Source organism: Nostoc sp., assembly GCF_036917555.1.
GTDB lineage: Bacteria > Cyanobacteriota > Cyanobacteriia > Cyanobacteriales > Nostocaceae > Nostoc.
Genome location: NZ_JBALDD010000063.1, coordinates 109,484 through 125,650 on the forward strand (window position 1 = coordinate 109,484; position 16,167 = coordinate 125,650).

Below are 16,167 nucleotides of genomic sequence, written 5' to 3' on the forward strand. Positions count from 1 at the left end.
GAGGGAATTAAAGCTGTAGTCCTTATTCTGCAAACCTTATAGCTTTTCAAGCGTGCCATTCGATTCGGAGTTGATGATCTATTAAGGCTAATAAAGGTAAGTTCTTGCTGCACGACTTGCTAGTAAAGTGACTCAAGAGGAAATAGATTTAGCGATCGCTACTATATAATATGTTCAATTTATATAACTACCAGCCTATTTACAAAAATAAAGATGTATGAAAATCTTGAAAGGTAAGGTTGTCAGTGGTTTAGGAAACTTTTCTTACTGGATTGAAAAACTCCAGGAATATTATTTGATAAAAACGGGAATGAAATTCTTCCCTGGAACTTTAAATATTCAGTTAGCTCAACCTTACCATCTCCCGAAAAATGTCATGCGTCTGGAAAAGGAAGAATATGGAGGGACTGTTTCTGTGAGCATTGTTCCTTGTCAGATATTTGGCAGAGATGCTTTTATCTTAAGAACAGACAAAAATAATACTGAAAGTGGAGATCATCCAAAAACAATTATTGAGATAGCTTGCGATGTGAAACTTCGGGAGCTATATAACCTTAAAGATAATGATTTAATTGAAGTTGAGATTCACGATGTCAGATTTATCTGAATTAAATAATCTGCTCGGAGATGAAGCGTTAATCCATTACGCGAGTGGTCGGGAGCAAGACCGATTATCAAAAGGTGCAGGTTTGCTGGAATTAGCCCGAAGCCAAGAATTTATTAGCCGCTACCTATCGCCTCCACCCGCAGTGATTTTCGATGTAGGCGGTGGCGCTGGCGTTTATTCTTTTTGGCTGGCTCAACAGGGTTATGAAGTCCATCTCATTGATGCGGTTCCTTTGCACATAGAGCAAGCCCGACATTTGTCTCAAGCTCAACTGGAATATCCTTTAGCTAGTTTGGCAGTTGGAGATGCTCGGCAACTGAATCGGGCGGATAATAGCGTTGATGCTGTTCTGTTACTTGGGCCTTTGTATCATCTGACTGAGCGCACAGATCGGATTATTGCTTTGCGTGAAGCTCATCGGATCTTAAAAAGTGGAGGTTTTGCTTTTGCTGCGGGAGTCTCTCGCTTTGCTTCAACCTTAGATGGATTATTTCGGGGACATTTAGATGATCCAGAGTTTGTAGAGATTGTTAAACAGGATTTGATTGATGGTCAACACCGCAACCCAAACAATCATCCTCGCTACTTTACAAAAACCTTCTTTCATCATCCAGAAGAACTCAGAGCAGAGGTTGAAGAAGTGGGTTTACATTCTGAAAAGATTTTAGCGATTGAAGGGCCAGGCTGGTTATTACAAAACTTTCAGGAACACTGGAATGAGCTAGGTCGCCGCGATCGCCTTTTAAAAGCGATTCGTTGGTTAGAAACCGAACCTTCTATATTGGGGATGAGCGCTCACATCATGGCTGTTGCCCGTAAATAGGCGCTAAAGTAGAGCGATCGCCACTAACTAAAAGCGCTTGTTGTTTTGCCAACACTTGCTTGCGTAACAAGAGTAATTGTCTATCTTTAATGCCTTCTGTGATTAATCCCTCAACTGTTTTCATCAGATAATCAGCGCAGTCACCCAATTTTCCCGATGCGGTAGCAATGCTATTAATAGTAGTTGTTAATGGTATCTGATGAGCGTACCTGGGATGTTGGCGATTAGCAACAAAAGCGATGGCTGGGAATTCCTGCGTACCGTCAAATACCTTCACCCAACGAGGAATATAGACACCAGCTAACATCTCTCGTCGCCAAATCAGCAGTAATTCAGATGGGACATCAGCAGCAACAATCCGATAAATAACGCCACGACAGCTACCACCCCGATCGAGTCCTAAGAGTAATCCCGGATTCTCTGGAGTACCGCGACCAAGGATCATCCATGTACAGAAGCGCCGATGCCAACCATAAACGATCCCAGCACGGCGCTCGACGTATGTGATTAAGGGATTCCAAATCAGCGAACCGTAGGCAAATATCCAGATATCAGAATTTGGTGGCTGCTGTTGTAGTGTTTTATCAAGCGATCGCTGTAACTCATCTTCACTCAGGGTAGTTAGCTTGATTCCAGAGTGTGATGCTTCTAATAGTCTCGTCTGTACGTTTCCGGCTTCGAGGTCGCTACGACTGAGTGACATAATGCAGATTATTTCTTTTTCTGTAAATCTTCACTAATTCACTCTAACTTTAAGATACTTTAATTATCAACGAACAGCTTTCAAGGTATCGTAAATTAGCTTGTAATTTATGAATCAAACGCAGGATAGATATGTATGAATCAGAAGATTGAGGAGTGGATATCGGAAATAGAAGAATTAGTAGAACATGACAACTTGGATCAAGCGATAAAGCGCTTAATTGACTTTACAGTAGAATTTTCTACTGATGGTTGGAAGTGGAAAAACCAGGCTAGAGTACTTAGCGGTACTTATACTAGCTTGAGAGAGGAAATACGGATTTGGACAAAAACACCAGAATTGATTAGCCGTGAAAGAGGATTACGAAAAGAGATATTAGATTGTCTACACGAATTGGCTGATGAAAATGATGAAAAATTATCTAGACTTCGTGAAAACCACTTATCTAAAGTGGAGAGCGAATCCCAAACACAAAGTCCAAGTATAGCTCTTAGTAGCAACGATATTTCTTTGGTTTCAAACAAATACTATAAAACAGATAGAGAAATATCTATTCAAGGGCAAAAGCAGCCAAAATTGGATGAGAAAATTGTTTTTAACGGACAAAATATTTCAAGGAGCTATGAAAGTGAATCTATTCAGTTTTCACTAAAATCTATTACCTTACAGTTAAAGTTAGGTGAGATAACTGCTGTTGTGGGTGAAAATGGGAGTGGCAAAACAACCCTACTCGAAATAGTGGCTGGAAAATTTGCAGTAAATAGTGGTATGATTGAATACCCGTATCTTGCCTTTAGTACTCAAAATGCAGATCAATACTCTATTCAACAGCAAATTGCCTACATTCCTCCAGTACTAAAAGCATGGCCTGGTAGACTGGAGGATATGCTTTACTTTGTAGCCGCCAGTCACGGAAAACGAGGACAAGAAATTGTAAATAGTGTAAATCTTATTATTAGCCGTTTAAGCTTGGAAAAATACCGTCATGCAAGCTGGAATGAACTATCGAGTGGCTTTAAAACACGTTTTACATTAGCTAAAATGCTCATTAGACACCCAAAATTAGTAGTACTGGATGAGCCTCTTGCTAATTTAGATATTAACGCTCAAGTGCTATTTTTACAGGATCTTAAGAATCTTACCTCTTCTATAACCTATCCAATGGCTGTGATTGTCAGTTCACAACATTTGCATAGAATTGAAGACGTAGCTGACAACATTATTTTTCTCAAGAATGGTCAAGCTATTTATAATGGAAAAGTTTCACTTTTCGGTGAAGACCGGAAGGAAAATCTATTTGAATTTGGCTGTAATTTAGGAAGAAAACATCTCATTTATCTATTAGAGAAAGAAAAAGTAGAATACTTAAAACTTGAAGGTGATTCTCAATATTTTATTATATTTACAAGTTGAAATGTTTTAACCAGCGACTTTTTAGGAGTTTTGATAAAGCACAAAGTTATTGTAAAATTTTTTCGAGATATCAGTAAATCAACACATCGATTATTTGAGAATATGCTATGAATAAAAATAATGATTTTTCAGAATATATACACCCAACTATTCTGCGAAGAATTGATAAAAAACTTTTGCTTAACTATCCAAAAGTTTGGAGTATTCGTATTCATTATATATTATATTTTACTCTCATTGCTATCCCGATATCTCTACTGTTAAAAAGAATATTTACACCTTGGTTGATAGAAGCTATTAAAAAAAATACCTTTGGCTATTCCTCTTCACCTCTATCTCCTATTTATTTTGTTGGATTTTGTACCGTTATTTTTTATATAATACTATTGTTATTTTGGTTAGATTATGTTAATAAATATAGTGTAGAAAGAGAGTTTGGTAGTAGCCGAGTTAACCCAATTATTGAAGCATGGCTATATTGGGTATGCTCGGCACTAATGGCAACTCCATTTTTAGTAGTATTTAGTTCTATAATTTCGACTAACATTGTTTTTGTAATATATACTTTATCTATAAATTTGGGACAAGCGATATTTTCATTCACGTATCTAACAGTAATAAATCAAATAGAAAGTAGTGAAAATAATATATTTAAAGATGAACAAGATTTATTTTTTGCAGCTATATTTAGTTTGGGACTTTTCATATTATGTGTTTGGTTGTTGCGATACTTAATACATAAGATCACTGTATTTTTAATGGAGTTTAATACCACTATATTTTTACTTGAGCTTGCAGTAGCTACTTGGATAATGGCATCAATTTTTATATTTTTCTTGATAAGAACGAAAAAGCCTATGCAGCAGAATGTATATTCGGAGATTCAAAGTATAAAGCTCTTTATACTCCCGTACATAATAGTTGTATCAGTATATTTTTTCTTGTTATTAATTACTGACGTTGAGGAAGACTTCAATTCATGGCTAAGGGGAACCGATATGCTAATATCGACCCTTTTATGTTCACCCTGCTTGCCTTACATCAAGAAGCAGTATATCTATTTGATTACACTTCCTAAGGATTAGTATATGCTGGCAGAGTTCACTAGAATTAGAGAATCAATACAAGAAAACGATTTAGATTTGGCAATACAAAAATTGAAAGCTGTTACTGAAAAAAACTCATCTCGATTTAGAAACGAAGTTTTGTTGCATTCTGGCAGCTTAAAAAGCTTACAAGGAAACGTTCGGAAAGGTATTGTAAATTCGCAAGATGCAAAAATTGAAGAGAAGCAAATTAGACTGGCTTTATTGGAACTAACTGATAGTATTGAAAAGGCGTTGACATCAAAAACAATAATAGCTCCAGAGCCTGAATTTGCAGCCAAGATTGATGATGAGCAAATTCTTGAGGCAATTATTAACTCTGCTGACAATTTTTTGGATATCTATATGCTACCTAGTGCATTTTACTGTGCTCAAGCAGTAGCAAGAATTGAGATTCCAGAGGGAATTCCTAAGGGAACTGGTTTCTTAATCGGGCCTGATTTGCTATTAACCAATCAGCATGTTCTCAAAGAGCAAAGCTATCTTGAGGAGGCCGTAGCCCGTTTTGGCTATATGGCTAATGCCTCTGACATAGCCCCATTGACTGGTAAAGTAGTACCAATACGACAAGATTTCTACTTTGCAAGCCCTGCCAAAGAATTAGACTATGCTTTGGTGCGTTTGCAAGATAAGCCAATAGAAACTACCGCTACTGTAGATGAGCTTAGAAAAAAGTCAATAGCAGATTTGGCTAGTATTGGTAAACACAGAGGCTACTTGTTGTTGCAACCAAGGCGGTTTATTGAATATTCACGAGTGAATATCATACAACACCCTAAGGGTGGTCCACTGAAGGTTGTTATGACTCAAAATTATGTCGTGCATACGACAAATTCAAGAGTCCAGTATGTGGCTGACACAGAAGATGGCTCTTCAGGTGCACCTGTCTTTGATCAGAATTGGGGAGTTGTTGCTTTGCACCATAGTGGTAATCCATATCCTTCCGAGTCATTGTCTGATTCTATTAAGAAGGTTCTTAAGGGACGATTTAGAGTCAATGAAGGTATTCCAATGCGTGCAATCTTAGAGGATTTCAAATTTAAAGGAATAGATCGTTACCTTCCGTGCGATTGAAAGTGGTATGCATTGAGTAATCTTGAATTCTTTACCTTAATATTGAGTAATTGTATCTAAATTTGGTGAATGAGCCAAGGGAGCGAGTATGGAAGTGAGTACACAGGCTGGTATTCTTACCCCAATTGAAGCCACTATTTGGGTATTAGTTGGTATTCTTTTAAGCTTGGTGCTCCCTGTTGCAGTGAGAACCTTACAGCGTGCGAAACTGGAAACAGCAGATAAGCCTTCAATTGGGGAACGTATTTCGGAAGCTTGGAAAAGGTACGGTGGTAGCAAGTATTTAGGAATTTTTTTGGCTGCTATTTTGATAGCTATTGTTGTTGTATTTTTATTAGGTTTGAAGTTTTACACTGTTCGAGATGCAGCTCTTGCAGGCTTTGCTTGGGAATCTTTTGTGAACAAGCTATTCAGAGAATCCGAAAATTCTTAAATTCATCAAATTTGACGTTTGCTTCTATCATTCAAAGCTGGAGCTTGATGTCATATCCAAGTCAGAGTAAACAGTCTAACAATGTGTTGGAGCGGTGGACTCAAGTATTTCATATTGAATTTGGGCGTTGCATGCGGGATGATTTGGCGGTTGAAACCATTGAAAATTCGTTCCAGATTGGGTGAAATCATCCCATAATTCTGCAACGCCTGAATTTGAAGTTAACTGCTGCCGCTCAACTTCACCGTTATGCTGAAAATTGAAGCCCAGAGTAAGCGACATTAACGACAGCGATCGCATCGACACCATCAATAATTATTACGTTACGGCTATGTTCAACACGCCCTACGCCATTCCCCTTTATTTTGGTTAGGCTGCTTATCAACGAACAGCTTTGAGAGCATCGTACAATAATCTGTAGCGCTTAAAACTTGCTTCATACAAAAGATTTGCCTGCGGCTCTACTACATTACTATCCTGCGGTAAAATCTTGAGTGCAGTTTCTAAATTGGGGTAAACACCAATCCCCACCATTGCCAAAATAGCTGCTCCGTAAGCGGCTCCTTCTTCGGCTTTGGGAGCAATGAGTTTTGTTTGCAAAACATCTGCCAAAATTTGTAACCAGATGTGAGAACGTGCGCCTCCACCTGTTGCTAAGAGTTGATTGAGGGGAGCGATCGCACTAATTACCTCCAATGCTGACCGCAAGCTAAATGCAACTCCTTCCAGCACAGCACGAGTGATATCTGCCTGGGTATGAGCTAATGACAAATTCACCAAAGCACCACGAGTATGTGGATCGAGGTGGGGACTGCGTTCTCCTGCGAGGTGGGGTAGAAATAGAACACCACGCGCACCAGGCTGCGATCGCTCTGCCATATCCATCAGATCGGTGTAGGATATATGCGGGGCAAATGTATCTCGATACCAACGCACAGATCCACCAGCCGCCAGCGTTACTCCCAGCAGATGATAGCCACCATCTACATGACAAAACAAATGTACCCGACCTTCGGGATCGGGAATTGGGCAATCGCACGGTGCAAAAATAACTCCCGATGTGCCAATACTCAAACTACCCCGGTTCAGGTTGCTTGATGAGATGCCCAAACCGATAGCTGCTGCGGCATTATCACCTCCACCTGCAATTACAGGTAATCCCACAGGTAATCCCACACGGGCAGCTATTTCCGATTTTAGCCGTCCAGCGATCGCGGTAGATTCAATGACTGGGGGGAACAACGCTGGATTGATATCAAGAGCATGGAGAATATCTGTATCCCATTGCCGATTTGCCAGATTCAGACAGCCAACACCAGACGCATCAGATGGTTCTGTGACTGCTTCGCCCGTTAACAGATATCCTAGATAATCTTTGGGTAAAAGAATCTGCCACAACCGAGAGTAGGCTTGTGGTTCTTCAGTCCGCAACCATAGAAGCTTCGGCAGTTGAAACCCTGTGATTGCCGGATTTCCAGTGCGCTGGATTAACTCCTGACGGGGAATAGTGGCTTCAATCTCAACAACAGCTTTACCCGTGCGCTGATCGTTCCACAAAATTGCCCGTCTAATTGCTTTGCCATCTGCGTCAAGAGGAACCATACCATGCATTTGTCCAGATAAACCGAGGGCAATCGCTCGGTATCCGTTTAGCTGTTGAGTAACATCGAACAGAGCATCCAAACTGGCTTCGACCCAATCCGATGAGTTCTGTTCCGTCCAACCGGGTTGTGGAGTTAATAGAGGATAGCTTCTGGATGACTGAGCGATAATTTGCCCTTGCAGATTAACTGCGATCGCCCGCACTCCTCCTGTACCCAAGTCTAAACCAACTACGATATCAGTCAATTGTCCTTCCAAATTCTTAATCCTAAATCGGCAATTTTACAGCAGTTTGCATATATTTAAGACCACACTCTGATTTCTATATTTTTATAACTAGAGCGCCAGTCCAGTAGAAGGTGTTGACATAATGCTATGTCGCTAAAAAATCAAGCCTAGTTCAGAAACCACTCAAAATAGCTAATCTCTGGGACTACATTTATTCTCACTGGTAAAACCGAAACTCCTAGTCCACGCGATACGTACATAGCAAGCGCACCATCTCGATACCAACCACTGACATAACGTCCGCCTGGTAGCGGACGTAAAGGAGCAAAGCCAAATAATGATAATTGTCCGCCATGAGTATGTCCTGATAACATATATTGTGGTTTGTATTGTGTTATCTTTGCTAACTCATCACTTGAAAATGAATCTCGATATCCTGGTGAGTGGGCAAGTAATAAATGGTTTTGTTGAGGGCGAAGACCTTAGAGTGATTTGATTAAATCGGGTTTGCTGACTAAATCATCTAATCTGGTGATTAATATAGAGCGATCGCCGTAGTTATGTAAAATGCTTTCATTAACTAATAAGCGGCAATTATAAGTGGCATAGATTTTTGTCAAACGTTTTAAATCAACACCTGCCCTGTATTCCCAATTACCCATAATTGCATACTTAGCTGTTTGCTTGTCAAGGAGCGACAAAAAGCGATCAAATCCATCAAGCTGTTCGACTTTATCAACCGAATCTCCAGTAAATAGTACAACATTTGGGTGAAGTTTATTAACTTGTTTGGCAATATGTTGTGCCCGATTGTTAAATTGTTTGAGATGGAGGTCGCTAATTTGAACACTCTTAAAACTATTATTGTTATAAGCAAATTGTTGATTTAGTTGATGACGTGTGACGACGAAACGATTCGGCTCAATGATAAAAGCATACAGAATCAGTAAAAAAAAGGTAACACTGATAGCAAGTAGAATAAATAGCCACTTTCTTCTCTTCTTTTTTATTAACATTAGTTGAAATCTTTCTGAAATTCTCTAAAAATAATACAGGATGTAATTGTACCACTGTCTAGACCATTTCAAGGTGACTTTAAAAATCCTGTTTTTTCTCTCTGTAACACGAGGTTAGAAAAGGATTTTTTCACCAATATTTTGAGTCACCTTGAAAGGTCGCGGCTTTCATCTGGTTAAGTTTTCTGCAAGAATCGGACTAATGTTTCTTTAGCTCCAAACTCGTACAATCTGCGTAAATGGTTCGCAACTGCATCGGCAAAAGGCGACTGCGATAAATCGCCAAAAATCTCAGTCAGGTTGAGCAATGGTTTGGCATCGGAACCACTAGAATGAGCTAGTTGAGTCAAAGTACCTGCTATTGGGTCATCAATCGGGATGGAGTTACCTTGGTCATCATATCCATTCAGGTAACGGAACCAAGCAGCAACCGTGAGGCTCATGTAATCAATCGCCCCACCCTTGCGTAGCGCGTCACGAACTGAGCCTAAAACAAATTTTGGCATTTTGGCGGAGCTATTGAGGCACAGACGCGGCAGTTGATCGCGAATCTTGGGATTGGCAAAGCGTTCAATTAAGGTCTTTTTATAATCGTCTAAATCAATTCCCGGCACAGATTGCAGTGTTGGCGTAACTTCTGCCATCAAATTATCGACGGCTTGCCGAATTAATGGATCAGCCATGACCTCATGAACGTAAGTGTAACCTGCCAAGGAGCCGAGATAGCCAATCAGCAAGTGACTGGCGTTGAGTAGCCGGATTTTCATCATCTCGTAGGGATGAACATCGCTGGTCATCTGCACGCCAACGGATTCCCAATCAGGTCTACCTGCGCTGAAACTGTCTTCGACTACCCACTGAAGGAAGGGTTCGGCAACAACTGGAAAGGCATCATCGATGTTAAACTGTTCCGCCACCATTTTGATATCTGCTGGGGTTGTGGCGGGGGTAATGCGATCGACCATACAGTTAGGAAAGGCAACCTGTTCGACAACCCAACGCCCCAATTCCGGGTTCTGCATTTGGGCAAATGCGGTTAACATTTTGCGGGCAATGTTGCCGTTACCTTGGAGATTGTCGCAGGACAACACGGTGAACGGTGCTATTCCCAGTTGACGGCGACGATCGAGGGCTGCGGTCAAAAAGCCATATACTCCAATTGGTTCATTAGGATGCTGCAAATCGTACTGGATAGTCTGGTGATTCGCATCAAATTCACCACTACCTTCAATATAGTAGTAGCCTCCTTCAGTAATGGTGAGGGTGACAATGCGGCATTTAGGATCTGCTAAGGTGTCGATCGCTGCTTGGCAGTTATCTGGGGCAAACAAATATTTTGTAATTGCTCCAATCACACGCGCGCGATCGCCTGATGGGGATCTTTCTACTAAGGTATACAAACAATCTTGAGAATTCAGTGCATCCCGCATCCGTTTATCGAATTCTAGTAGCCCAACTCCGCAGATTCCCCATTCACTGCCGGGATTTTGATGAAAGTAATTATCCAGATATAATGCCTGATGTGCGTGATGAAACCCACCCACACCGATATGGACAATGCCGTTAGTGATTTGATGGCGATCGTAATTGGGTACGCGAATGTTATTTCCTAAATGAGACAGAGATGTTTCATTCAGCTTGATTGCTGATCCTGTGCTGATATTGCTGTTCATGGGATTGATTCTGGGTTAGGTGGTGACGATGAACTTTGGGAATGGCTTCACCGTTTTGATCGAACAGATGGCAAAGCTCACCATTAATGTAAATCGGAACGTAATCGTGCATAATGGCTGGATTATCTCCATCTGTTTGCACAACTATAGTTTCGCCATCGGCAATTTTGATGTAGAGATAGGTTTCTCCGCCTAATCGTTCTACAACTAATACTTCACCATTCACGCTTGGGTTACTTTGATCTAGCAGCAGATGTTCGGGACGAATCCCTAATGTTGCTCTATCCCCAACTGACAGGGTTTTAGGCTTCACCGGAATCATTACTGCGTCACCAGGGAGTCTGACTGTTGCCCCAGAGTCATTGACGGCTGACACCGTAACCGAGATAAAGTTCATTTTCGGTGAACCAATAAATCCGGCGACAAATAGATTGCGGGGATAATGGTAAAGTTCCAAAGGAGAACCCACTTGTTCGATGATGCCGCCTTGTAACACCACAATTTTGTCGGCAAGGGTCATTGCCTCAACTTGATCGTGGGTAACATAAATCATCGTGGCTTGCAGGCTGTCGTGTAAGCTGGCAAGCTCAATCCGCGTCTGCACCCGCAAAGAAGCATCCAGGTTGGACAATGGTTGATCAAACAAAAATACTTTGGGATTACGCACCAAAGCACGACCAATCGCCACCCGTTGGCGTTGTCCTCCCGATAATTCTTTGGGCTTGCGGTTCAAAAGCGGCTCTAGTTGCAGGATGCGAGCAACTTCACGCGCCCTTTCATAACGTTGGGCTTTCTGCATACCCGCAAGCCGGAGGCTAAAGGCCATATTCTCCGCCACGGTCATGTGAGGATATAAGGCGTAGGTTTGAAACACCATTGCCAAACCACGTTTATCGGGTGGCACATCGTTGACTTTTTGTCCATCAATGAGCAAATCGCCGGAGGAAATTTCCTCCAGTCCAGCAATCATGCGGAGTAAGGTTGATTTTCCACAACCGGAGGGACCGACGAAAACAACAAATTCGCGATCGCCCACGTCAAGATCAATGCCTTTGATGATCTCTGTGTCGGCGTAGGTTTTATGGATATTTCTTAAAGCAACTGTTGACATAAAATGTTTCCATTAATGGGTTTAAGTTTTTCTCTCACGCAAAGAAGAACGCAACATTTAATTAATTCGTAACAAATTCTCTGCGTACCTACCCTGCAGGAAGGCAAAGCGCCTATGCGTTTAAATTTCAACCCTCAATTCGCCATGATTTTACGCAAAGCTGTAAAAGTGTCTGCCTTGACTCATTTCACGGCACCAAAAGTCAGACCCCTAACTAATTGCCGTTGACTCAGCCAACCAAAGATGAGGATGGGTGCGATCGCCAGTGTTGATGCTGCCGAAAGTTTTGCCCAGAATAATCATTGAGGGCTGGAAAAGGAAGCAATAAAGGCTGTAAGTGGGGTGGCATCTGCCGTTGTCAAGTTCAAGCTCCAAAATGCTTCGTTCCATGACAAAATAATCGAGAGTAATGCAGTGGATGCAATTCCGGGGACTGCCAATGGTAGCAAGACATGAACAAGTTCTTGCTGAGTAGTTGCTCCATCCATGCGATCGGCCTCGAGAATTTCTTTGGGAACTTCTTTAAAAAAGCTATAAATCATCCAAACGACGATTGGCAAATTAATCAGGGTATAAATGATAATCAAACCGATGTGAGTATCCAGTAACCCGGCGTTGCGGCACAAAATGTAGATCGGTACTAGCACACCAACAGGTGGTAGCATTTTGGTAGACAGCATCCAGAGTAAAGTGCCCTTGGTGCGTTTCGTTGGGAAGAATGCCATTGCGTATGCAGCAGGTACAGCAAGCAGCAACGCGACTATAGTCGACCCCAGAGAAATCACTACGCTGTTAAACGCATAATTGAAATAATTTGCCCGATCTTGGATGGGAATATAGTTCTCGAATGTCGGGCGGAAAAACAACTGAGGGGGAGTTGAAACTGCCGCTACTTCCGTTTTGAAACTGGTGAGAAACATCCAGAAAATCGGGAAAAACAAGATGCAAGCGGCAAGCCAGCCGAGCAATGTCCATAGCCAAATCTTCGGGGTTTTACGTGCCATGTTAGGTATCCAAATTACGAGCAACACTACGCATCAAAAAGATTGCCACGATGTTGGCAAGGATTACGGCAATTAATCCACCGGTTGAAGCACCGCCGACATCGAATTCCAGCAAGGCTTTTAAGAAGATGTAATAGGCAAGATTAGTGGTTGCAAGTCCCGGGCCACCGCCTGTGGTGACAAAGATTTCCGCAAAAATGGTCAGGAAGAAAATTGTCTCAATCATGGCAACCATAGAAATGGCGCGGCTCAGATGGGGTAGCATGACAAAACGAAATAGAGCGATCGCATTTGCTCCATCCATCTGGGCTGCTTCTAACTGATCGCGATCGAGTGACTGAATAGCTGTCAACAAAATTAGCAGGGCAAAGGGCAGCCATTCCCAAAAAACAATAATAATGATGGCAAGCAATGGAACGCTGGCAAACCAATCAATCGCTCCCAAACCCAAACCTCTGGTGATTTGAGCAAACAGCCCATTCACTGGATGCATCAGCATATTTTTCCAGATTAGGGCACTAACTGTGGGCATAACAAAAAATGGGGAGATTGCTAGTACCCGCGCTACTCCACGACCATAAAAGTCTTGGTCAAATAGTACTGCTAGGAGTGTGCCCAGACCAATTGTGATTGCTAAAACAGAAACAACCAAAACTATTGTGATGGCGATCGATGTCCACAGAGCAGAGTCACTCAGAATGAACGTGAAATTTTCAATCCCGATGAATTTGCGTGCATCTGGATTCAGCAAGTTATACCGCTGAAAGGAAAACCATACAGTCATCACCAGAGGCACAATCATCCACAGCAGCAGGAGAACGACCGAAGGCGCAACCAGAGGTAAGGTTGACACTTGCCGCGTAGTCCGTTGCTTGGTGGGTGGTGGCGTTTCGGATTGAGGTTTTACCGCTAATGAAGAAGACATAAGCAATTCGTAGTTAAGAAAATCAGATAAATCTGGGTTTCTGGGTTTGGTATAGCTGTGGAACAGCTAAGAATTACTCGATATAACCTGTGTGTTTCATAAAGCGTTCGGTCGATTTCTGCGATTGCTGCAACGCTTGATCTACTGAAGTCCGATTAGTCAACGCTGCCGCCAAGGTTTGTCCGACTGAAGAACCGATCGCCTGAAATTCTGGAATATCAACGTATTGAACTCCCTTATAAGGAGTTGGTTGTGCCGATGGACGGGTAACATCAGCAGATTGGATCGCTCCTGGCACGATTTCCGCAAAGGGTGCAGCTTTTCGATAGTTGGGATTCTGATATGTGGAAGTCCGAGTCCCTGGTGGTACGGCAACCCAGCCATTTTCTTTTGCAACTAGTTGGATGTATTCTTTAGAGGTTGCCCAAGCAACAAACTTTTGTGCGGCTTCTGGTGATTTTGATGTTTTTGGAACCGCTAGCGCCCAAGCCCAAAGCCAGTTTGAACCGTTGGGATATTTTTCAATTGGCGCACAGGCGAAGCCAACTTTGTTATAAACTTGGGATTCTTTCGGATTGGATAACAACCCCGCAGCAACGGTTGCATCTACCCACATACCACATTTGCCCGTTGAGAATAATGCCAGATTCTTATTAAATCCATTGGAACTAGCTCCCGGCGGTCCGTATTTGTTAAGCAGATCGACATAAAAGGCGATCGCCTCTTTCCAAGGTGGAGTATTAATCGTTGGTTGCCATTTCAGATCAAACCACCGTCCACCATAGGTATTAACCAATGTGGAAATAAATGCCATGTTTTCACCCCAACCGGGTTTTCCACGTAGGCAAACCCCATAAACCCCATTTGCTGGGTCGTGGATTTTACTTGCCTATTCTCTCATTTGGGGATAGGTTGGCTGTTGAGGAACTGCAATCCCGGCTTTTTCAAACAAATCTTTTCGGTAGTACAACATAGAACTTTCCCCATAAAATGGCACAGCATAGAGTTTGCCGTTATGAGAAAGTCCTTCTTGTATGGGTTTTAGCAGGTCATTTACATCATAGTTTGCACCTAGATCCAAAGGTCTTAACCAGTCCCACCTAGCCCAGATTGGTGTTTCATAAGAACCGATGGTCATGACATCAAACTGCCCACCAAGGCTTGCAACATGTGTAGTTGTGCGTTGGCGTAACACATTTTCTTCCAGCACCACCCAGCGAAGTTGAATATCAGGATTCGCTGACTCAAATTTGCGAGAAAGCCCTTGCATCACCACCATGTCGCTATTATTAACAGTGGCGATCGTTAGTCTAGTTTTCTCTGCGGCTTGGGAGCGCGGTGAGCAAGCATATACTAATTGCGCCAGCATCACTCCAGCTAGAAATGCAGCTAGCACTTTAGCGAAGCGGCGGATACGCATCGCATAACTCCTTATAAAGTAAAAAACCAAAAAAAATAAATTTTTGATTTTATGCTCTAATTTTGGGCAAAAGCTCAATAATAGAAATCATACCAATCTGATTTCCATCACGAGCATTTGCAACAATTCTTCAATAAAAGGTTAAAAATATGATGGCAAAAGCAACTTATCAGTTTGCAGGTAAAACAATCCTAATTACTGGCGGTGCAGGAGATATTGGCAAGGCAACTGCACACCGTTTTGCTGCTAATGGCGCAGGAATAGCCCTGCTAGATTTGAATGAACCGAAGATGGCAGATGTGGCTGGGGAACTAAAAGAGTACAACGTTCCAGTCGGCACGTTTCGCTGTGATGTGACGGCTGCTGATGATGTTACCAAAGCTTTTACTGATGCTGTAGAGCAGCTTGGGCGGATCGACTATATATTTAATAATGCAGGTTATCAAGGAGTGTTTGCCAAGACTGACGAATATCCTGAAGACGACTTTCAAAAGGTGATCGACATTAACGTTGTCGGCGTTTTCCACATTCTCAAGGCGGCTGCACAGCAACTACGCGATGCAGGTGGAGGTGCGATCGTCAACATGGCGAGTTATGCAGGGGTGGTTGGGCCACCAAATATGTTGGCTTACGCCGCTTCTAAGTTTGCTGTCATTGGTATTACTCAGACGGCAGCGAAAGACTTAGCACCCTACGGCATCCGCGTGAATGCGCTCTCGCCTGCGCTGATCGGCCCTGGTTTTATGTGGACGCGGCAAACCGAATTGCAAGCAGCCGCAGGATCGCAGTATTTTGATGCCAATCCCAAGGTAGTGGAACAACAGATGATTAATTCAGTACCGATGCGCCGTTTAGGAAGTCTGGAAGAGGTGGCCAATGGGGTAGCATTTCTGATGAGCGAAGAGGCAAGCTACATTACTGGCTTTAACTTGGAGGTTACTGGGGGATAATAGAAATTTAAAAATAATTGAGCAAAGATTATATCCTTGGGCATATTTTCTAAAAAATGCAATCATACCTTTGACAGAT

At 42.3% G+C, this 16,167-nt stretch carries 15 protein-coding genes and 1 pseudogene; 7 read left to right on the plus strand and 9 right to left on the minus strand.

The genetic code is table 11. The features are described from left to right. Positions 1-217 precede the first annotated feature (217 nt). Both V7K60_RS22925 and V7K60_RS22930 read left to right on the plus strand, forming a co-directional pair. Positions 218-607, plus strand: a complete 390-nt coding sequence (locus V7K60_RS22925; RefSeq protein ID WP_334928641.1) for a DUF120 domain-containing protein — start codon at positions 218-220, stop codon at positions 605-607. Beyond that, positions 591-1,430: a class I SAM-dependent methyltransferase gene (locus V7K60_RS22930; RefSeq protein ID WP_334928643.1), complete on the plus strand. Its 840-nt coding sequence runs from the start codon at positions 591-593 to the stop codon at positions 1,428-1,430. The genes V7K60_RS22925 and V7K60_RS22930 overlap by 17 nt, the downstream gene beginning before the upstream one ends. On the opposite strand, the gene V7K60_RS22935 is transcribed toward V7K60_RS22930, so the two are convergent. Continuing rightward, a complete protein-coding gene (locus V7K60_RS22935) occupies positions 1,408-2,133 on the minus strand; it encodes a gamma-glutamylcyclotransferase (RefSeq protein ID WP_334928645.1) in 726 nt (241 codons plus the stop codon). The two genes, V7K60_RS22930 and V7K60_RS22935, sit on opposite strands and share 23 nt — an antisense overlap. Before the next feature lie 135 nt (positions 2,134-2,268). Between V7K60_RS22935 and V7K60_RS22940 the strand changes: the two genes are divergently transcribed. The 4 genes from V7K60_RS22940 (at position 2,269) to V7K60_RS22955 (ending at position 6,159) form a co-directional block, all read left to right on the plus strand. Further along, positions 2,269-3,546, plus strand: coding sequence for an ABC transporter ATP-binding protein (locus V7K60_RS22940; RefSeq protein ID WP_334928647.1), 1,278 nt, complete (start codon positions 2,269-2,271; stop codon positions 3,544-3,546). A 107-nt stretch (positions 3,547-3,653) separates the two neighbouring features. Further along, on the plus strand, positions 3,654-4,631 hold the full coding sequence (locus V7K60_RS22945) for a hypothetical protein (protein ID WP_334928649.1): 978 nt from the start codon (positions 3,654-3,656) through the stop codon (positions 4,629-4,631). Positions 4,632-4,634: 3 nt separating this feature from the next. Beyond that, positions 4,635-5,726 carry a trypsin-like peptidase domain-containing protein gene (locus V7K60_RS22950; RefSeq protein ID WP_334928651.1) on the plus strand — a complete coding sequence of 364 codons (1,092 nt, stop codon included), beginning with the start codon at positions 4,635-4,637 and terminating at the stop codon, positions 5,724-5,726. An 88-nt stretch (positions 5,727-5,814) separates the two neighbouring features. Next, positions 5,815-6,159 (plus strand): hypothetical protein, encoded by a 345-nt coding sequence (locus V7K60_RS22955; protein ID WP_334928653.1) that lies wholly within the window; start codon positions 5,815-5,817, stop codon positions 6,157-6,159. Positions 6,160-6,540: 381 nt separating this feature from the next. On the opposite strand, the gene xylB is transcribed toward V7K60_RS22955, so the two are convergent. The 8 genes and pseudogenes from xylB to V7K60_RS22995 form a co-directional block, all read right to left on the minus strand. After that, a complete protein-coding gene (gene xylB, locus V7K60_RS22960; RefSeq protein WP_334928655.1) occupies positions 6,541-8,007 on the minus strand; it encodes a xylulokinase in 1,467 nt (488 codons plus the stop codon). A gap of 149 nt (positions 8,008-8,156) precedes the next feature. Continuing rightward, positions 8,157-8,363: a hypothetical protein gene (locus V7K60_RS22965; RefSeq protein WP_334928657.1), complete on the minus strand. Its 207-nt coding sequence runs from the start codon at positions 8,361-8,363 to the stop codon at positions 8,157-8,159. Positions 8,364-8,471: 108 nt separating this feature from the next. Then, positions 8,472-9,005, minus strand: coding sequence for a metallophosphoesterase (locus V7K60_RS22970; RefSeq protein ID WP_334928659.1), 534 nt, complete (start codon positions 9,003-9,005; stop codon positions 8,472-8,474). Positions 9,006-9,181: 176 nt separating this feature from the next. Further along, complete coding sequence (locus tag V7K60_RS22975; RefSeq protein WP_334928661.1) at positions 9,182-10,678, minus strand: mannitol dehydrogenase family protein; 1,497 nt, start codon at positions 10,676-10,678, stop codon at positions 9,182-9,184. Then, positions 10,635-11,789 carry an ABC transporter ATP-binding protein gene (locus V7K60_RS22980; protein ID WP_334928663.1) on the minus strand — a complete coding sequence of 385 codons (1,155 nt, stop codon included), beginning with the start codon at positions 11,787-11,789 and terminating at the stop codon, positions 10,635-10,637. Before V7K60_RS22980 ends, V7K60_RS22975 begins: the two co-directional genes overlap by 44 nt. Before the next feature lie 299 nt (positions 11,790-12,088). Beyond that, positions 12,089-12,793 carry a carbohydrate ABC transporter permease gene (locus V7K60_RS22985; RefSeq protein ID WP_334928665.1) on the minus strand — a complete coding sequence of 235 codons (705 nt, stop codon included), beginning with the start codon at positions 12,791-12,793 and terminating at the stop codon, positions 12,089-12,091. 1 nt (position 12,794) lies between these two features. Next, positions 12,795-13,718, minus strand: coding sequence for a carbohydrate ABC transporter permease (locus V7K60_RS22990; RefSeq protein ID WP_334928667.1), 924 nt, complete (start codon positions 13,716-13,718; stop codon positions 12,795-12,797). A 73-nt stretch (positions 13,719-13,791) separates the two neighbouring features. Beyond that, positions 13,792-15,138: pseudogene (locus V7K60_RS22995) on the minus strand (ABC transporter substrate-binding protein). Between the two features lie 149 nt (positions 15,139-15,287). Here V7K60_RS22995 and V7K60_RS23000 point away from each other — a divergent pair. Next, complete coding sequence (locus V7K60_RS23000) at positions 15,288-16,088, plus strand: SDR family NAD(P)-dependent oxidoreductase (protein ID WP_334928669.1); 801 nt, start codon at positions 15,288-15,290, stop codon at positions 16,086-16,088. The last annotated feature ends 79 nt before the right edge of the window (positions 16,089-16,167 follow it).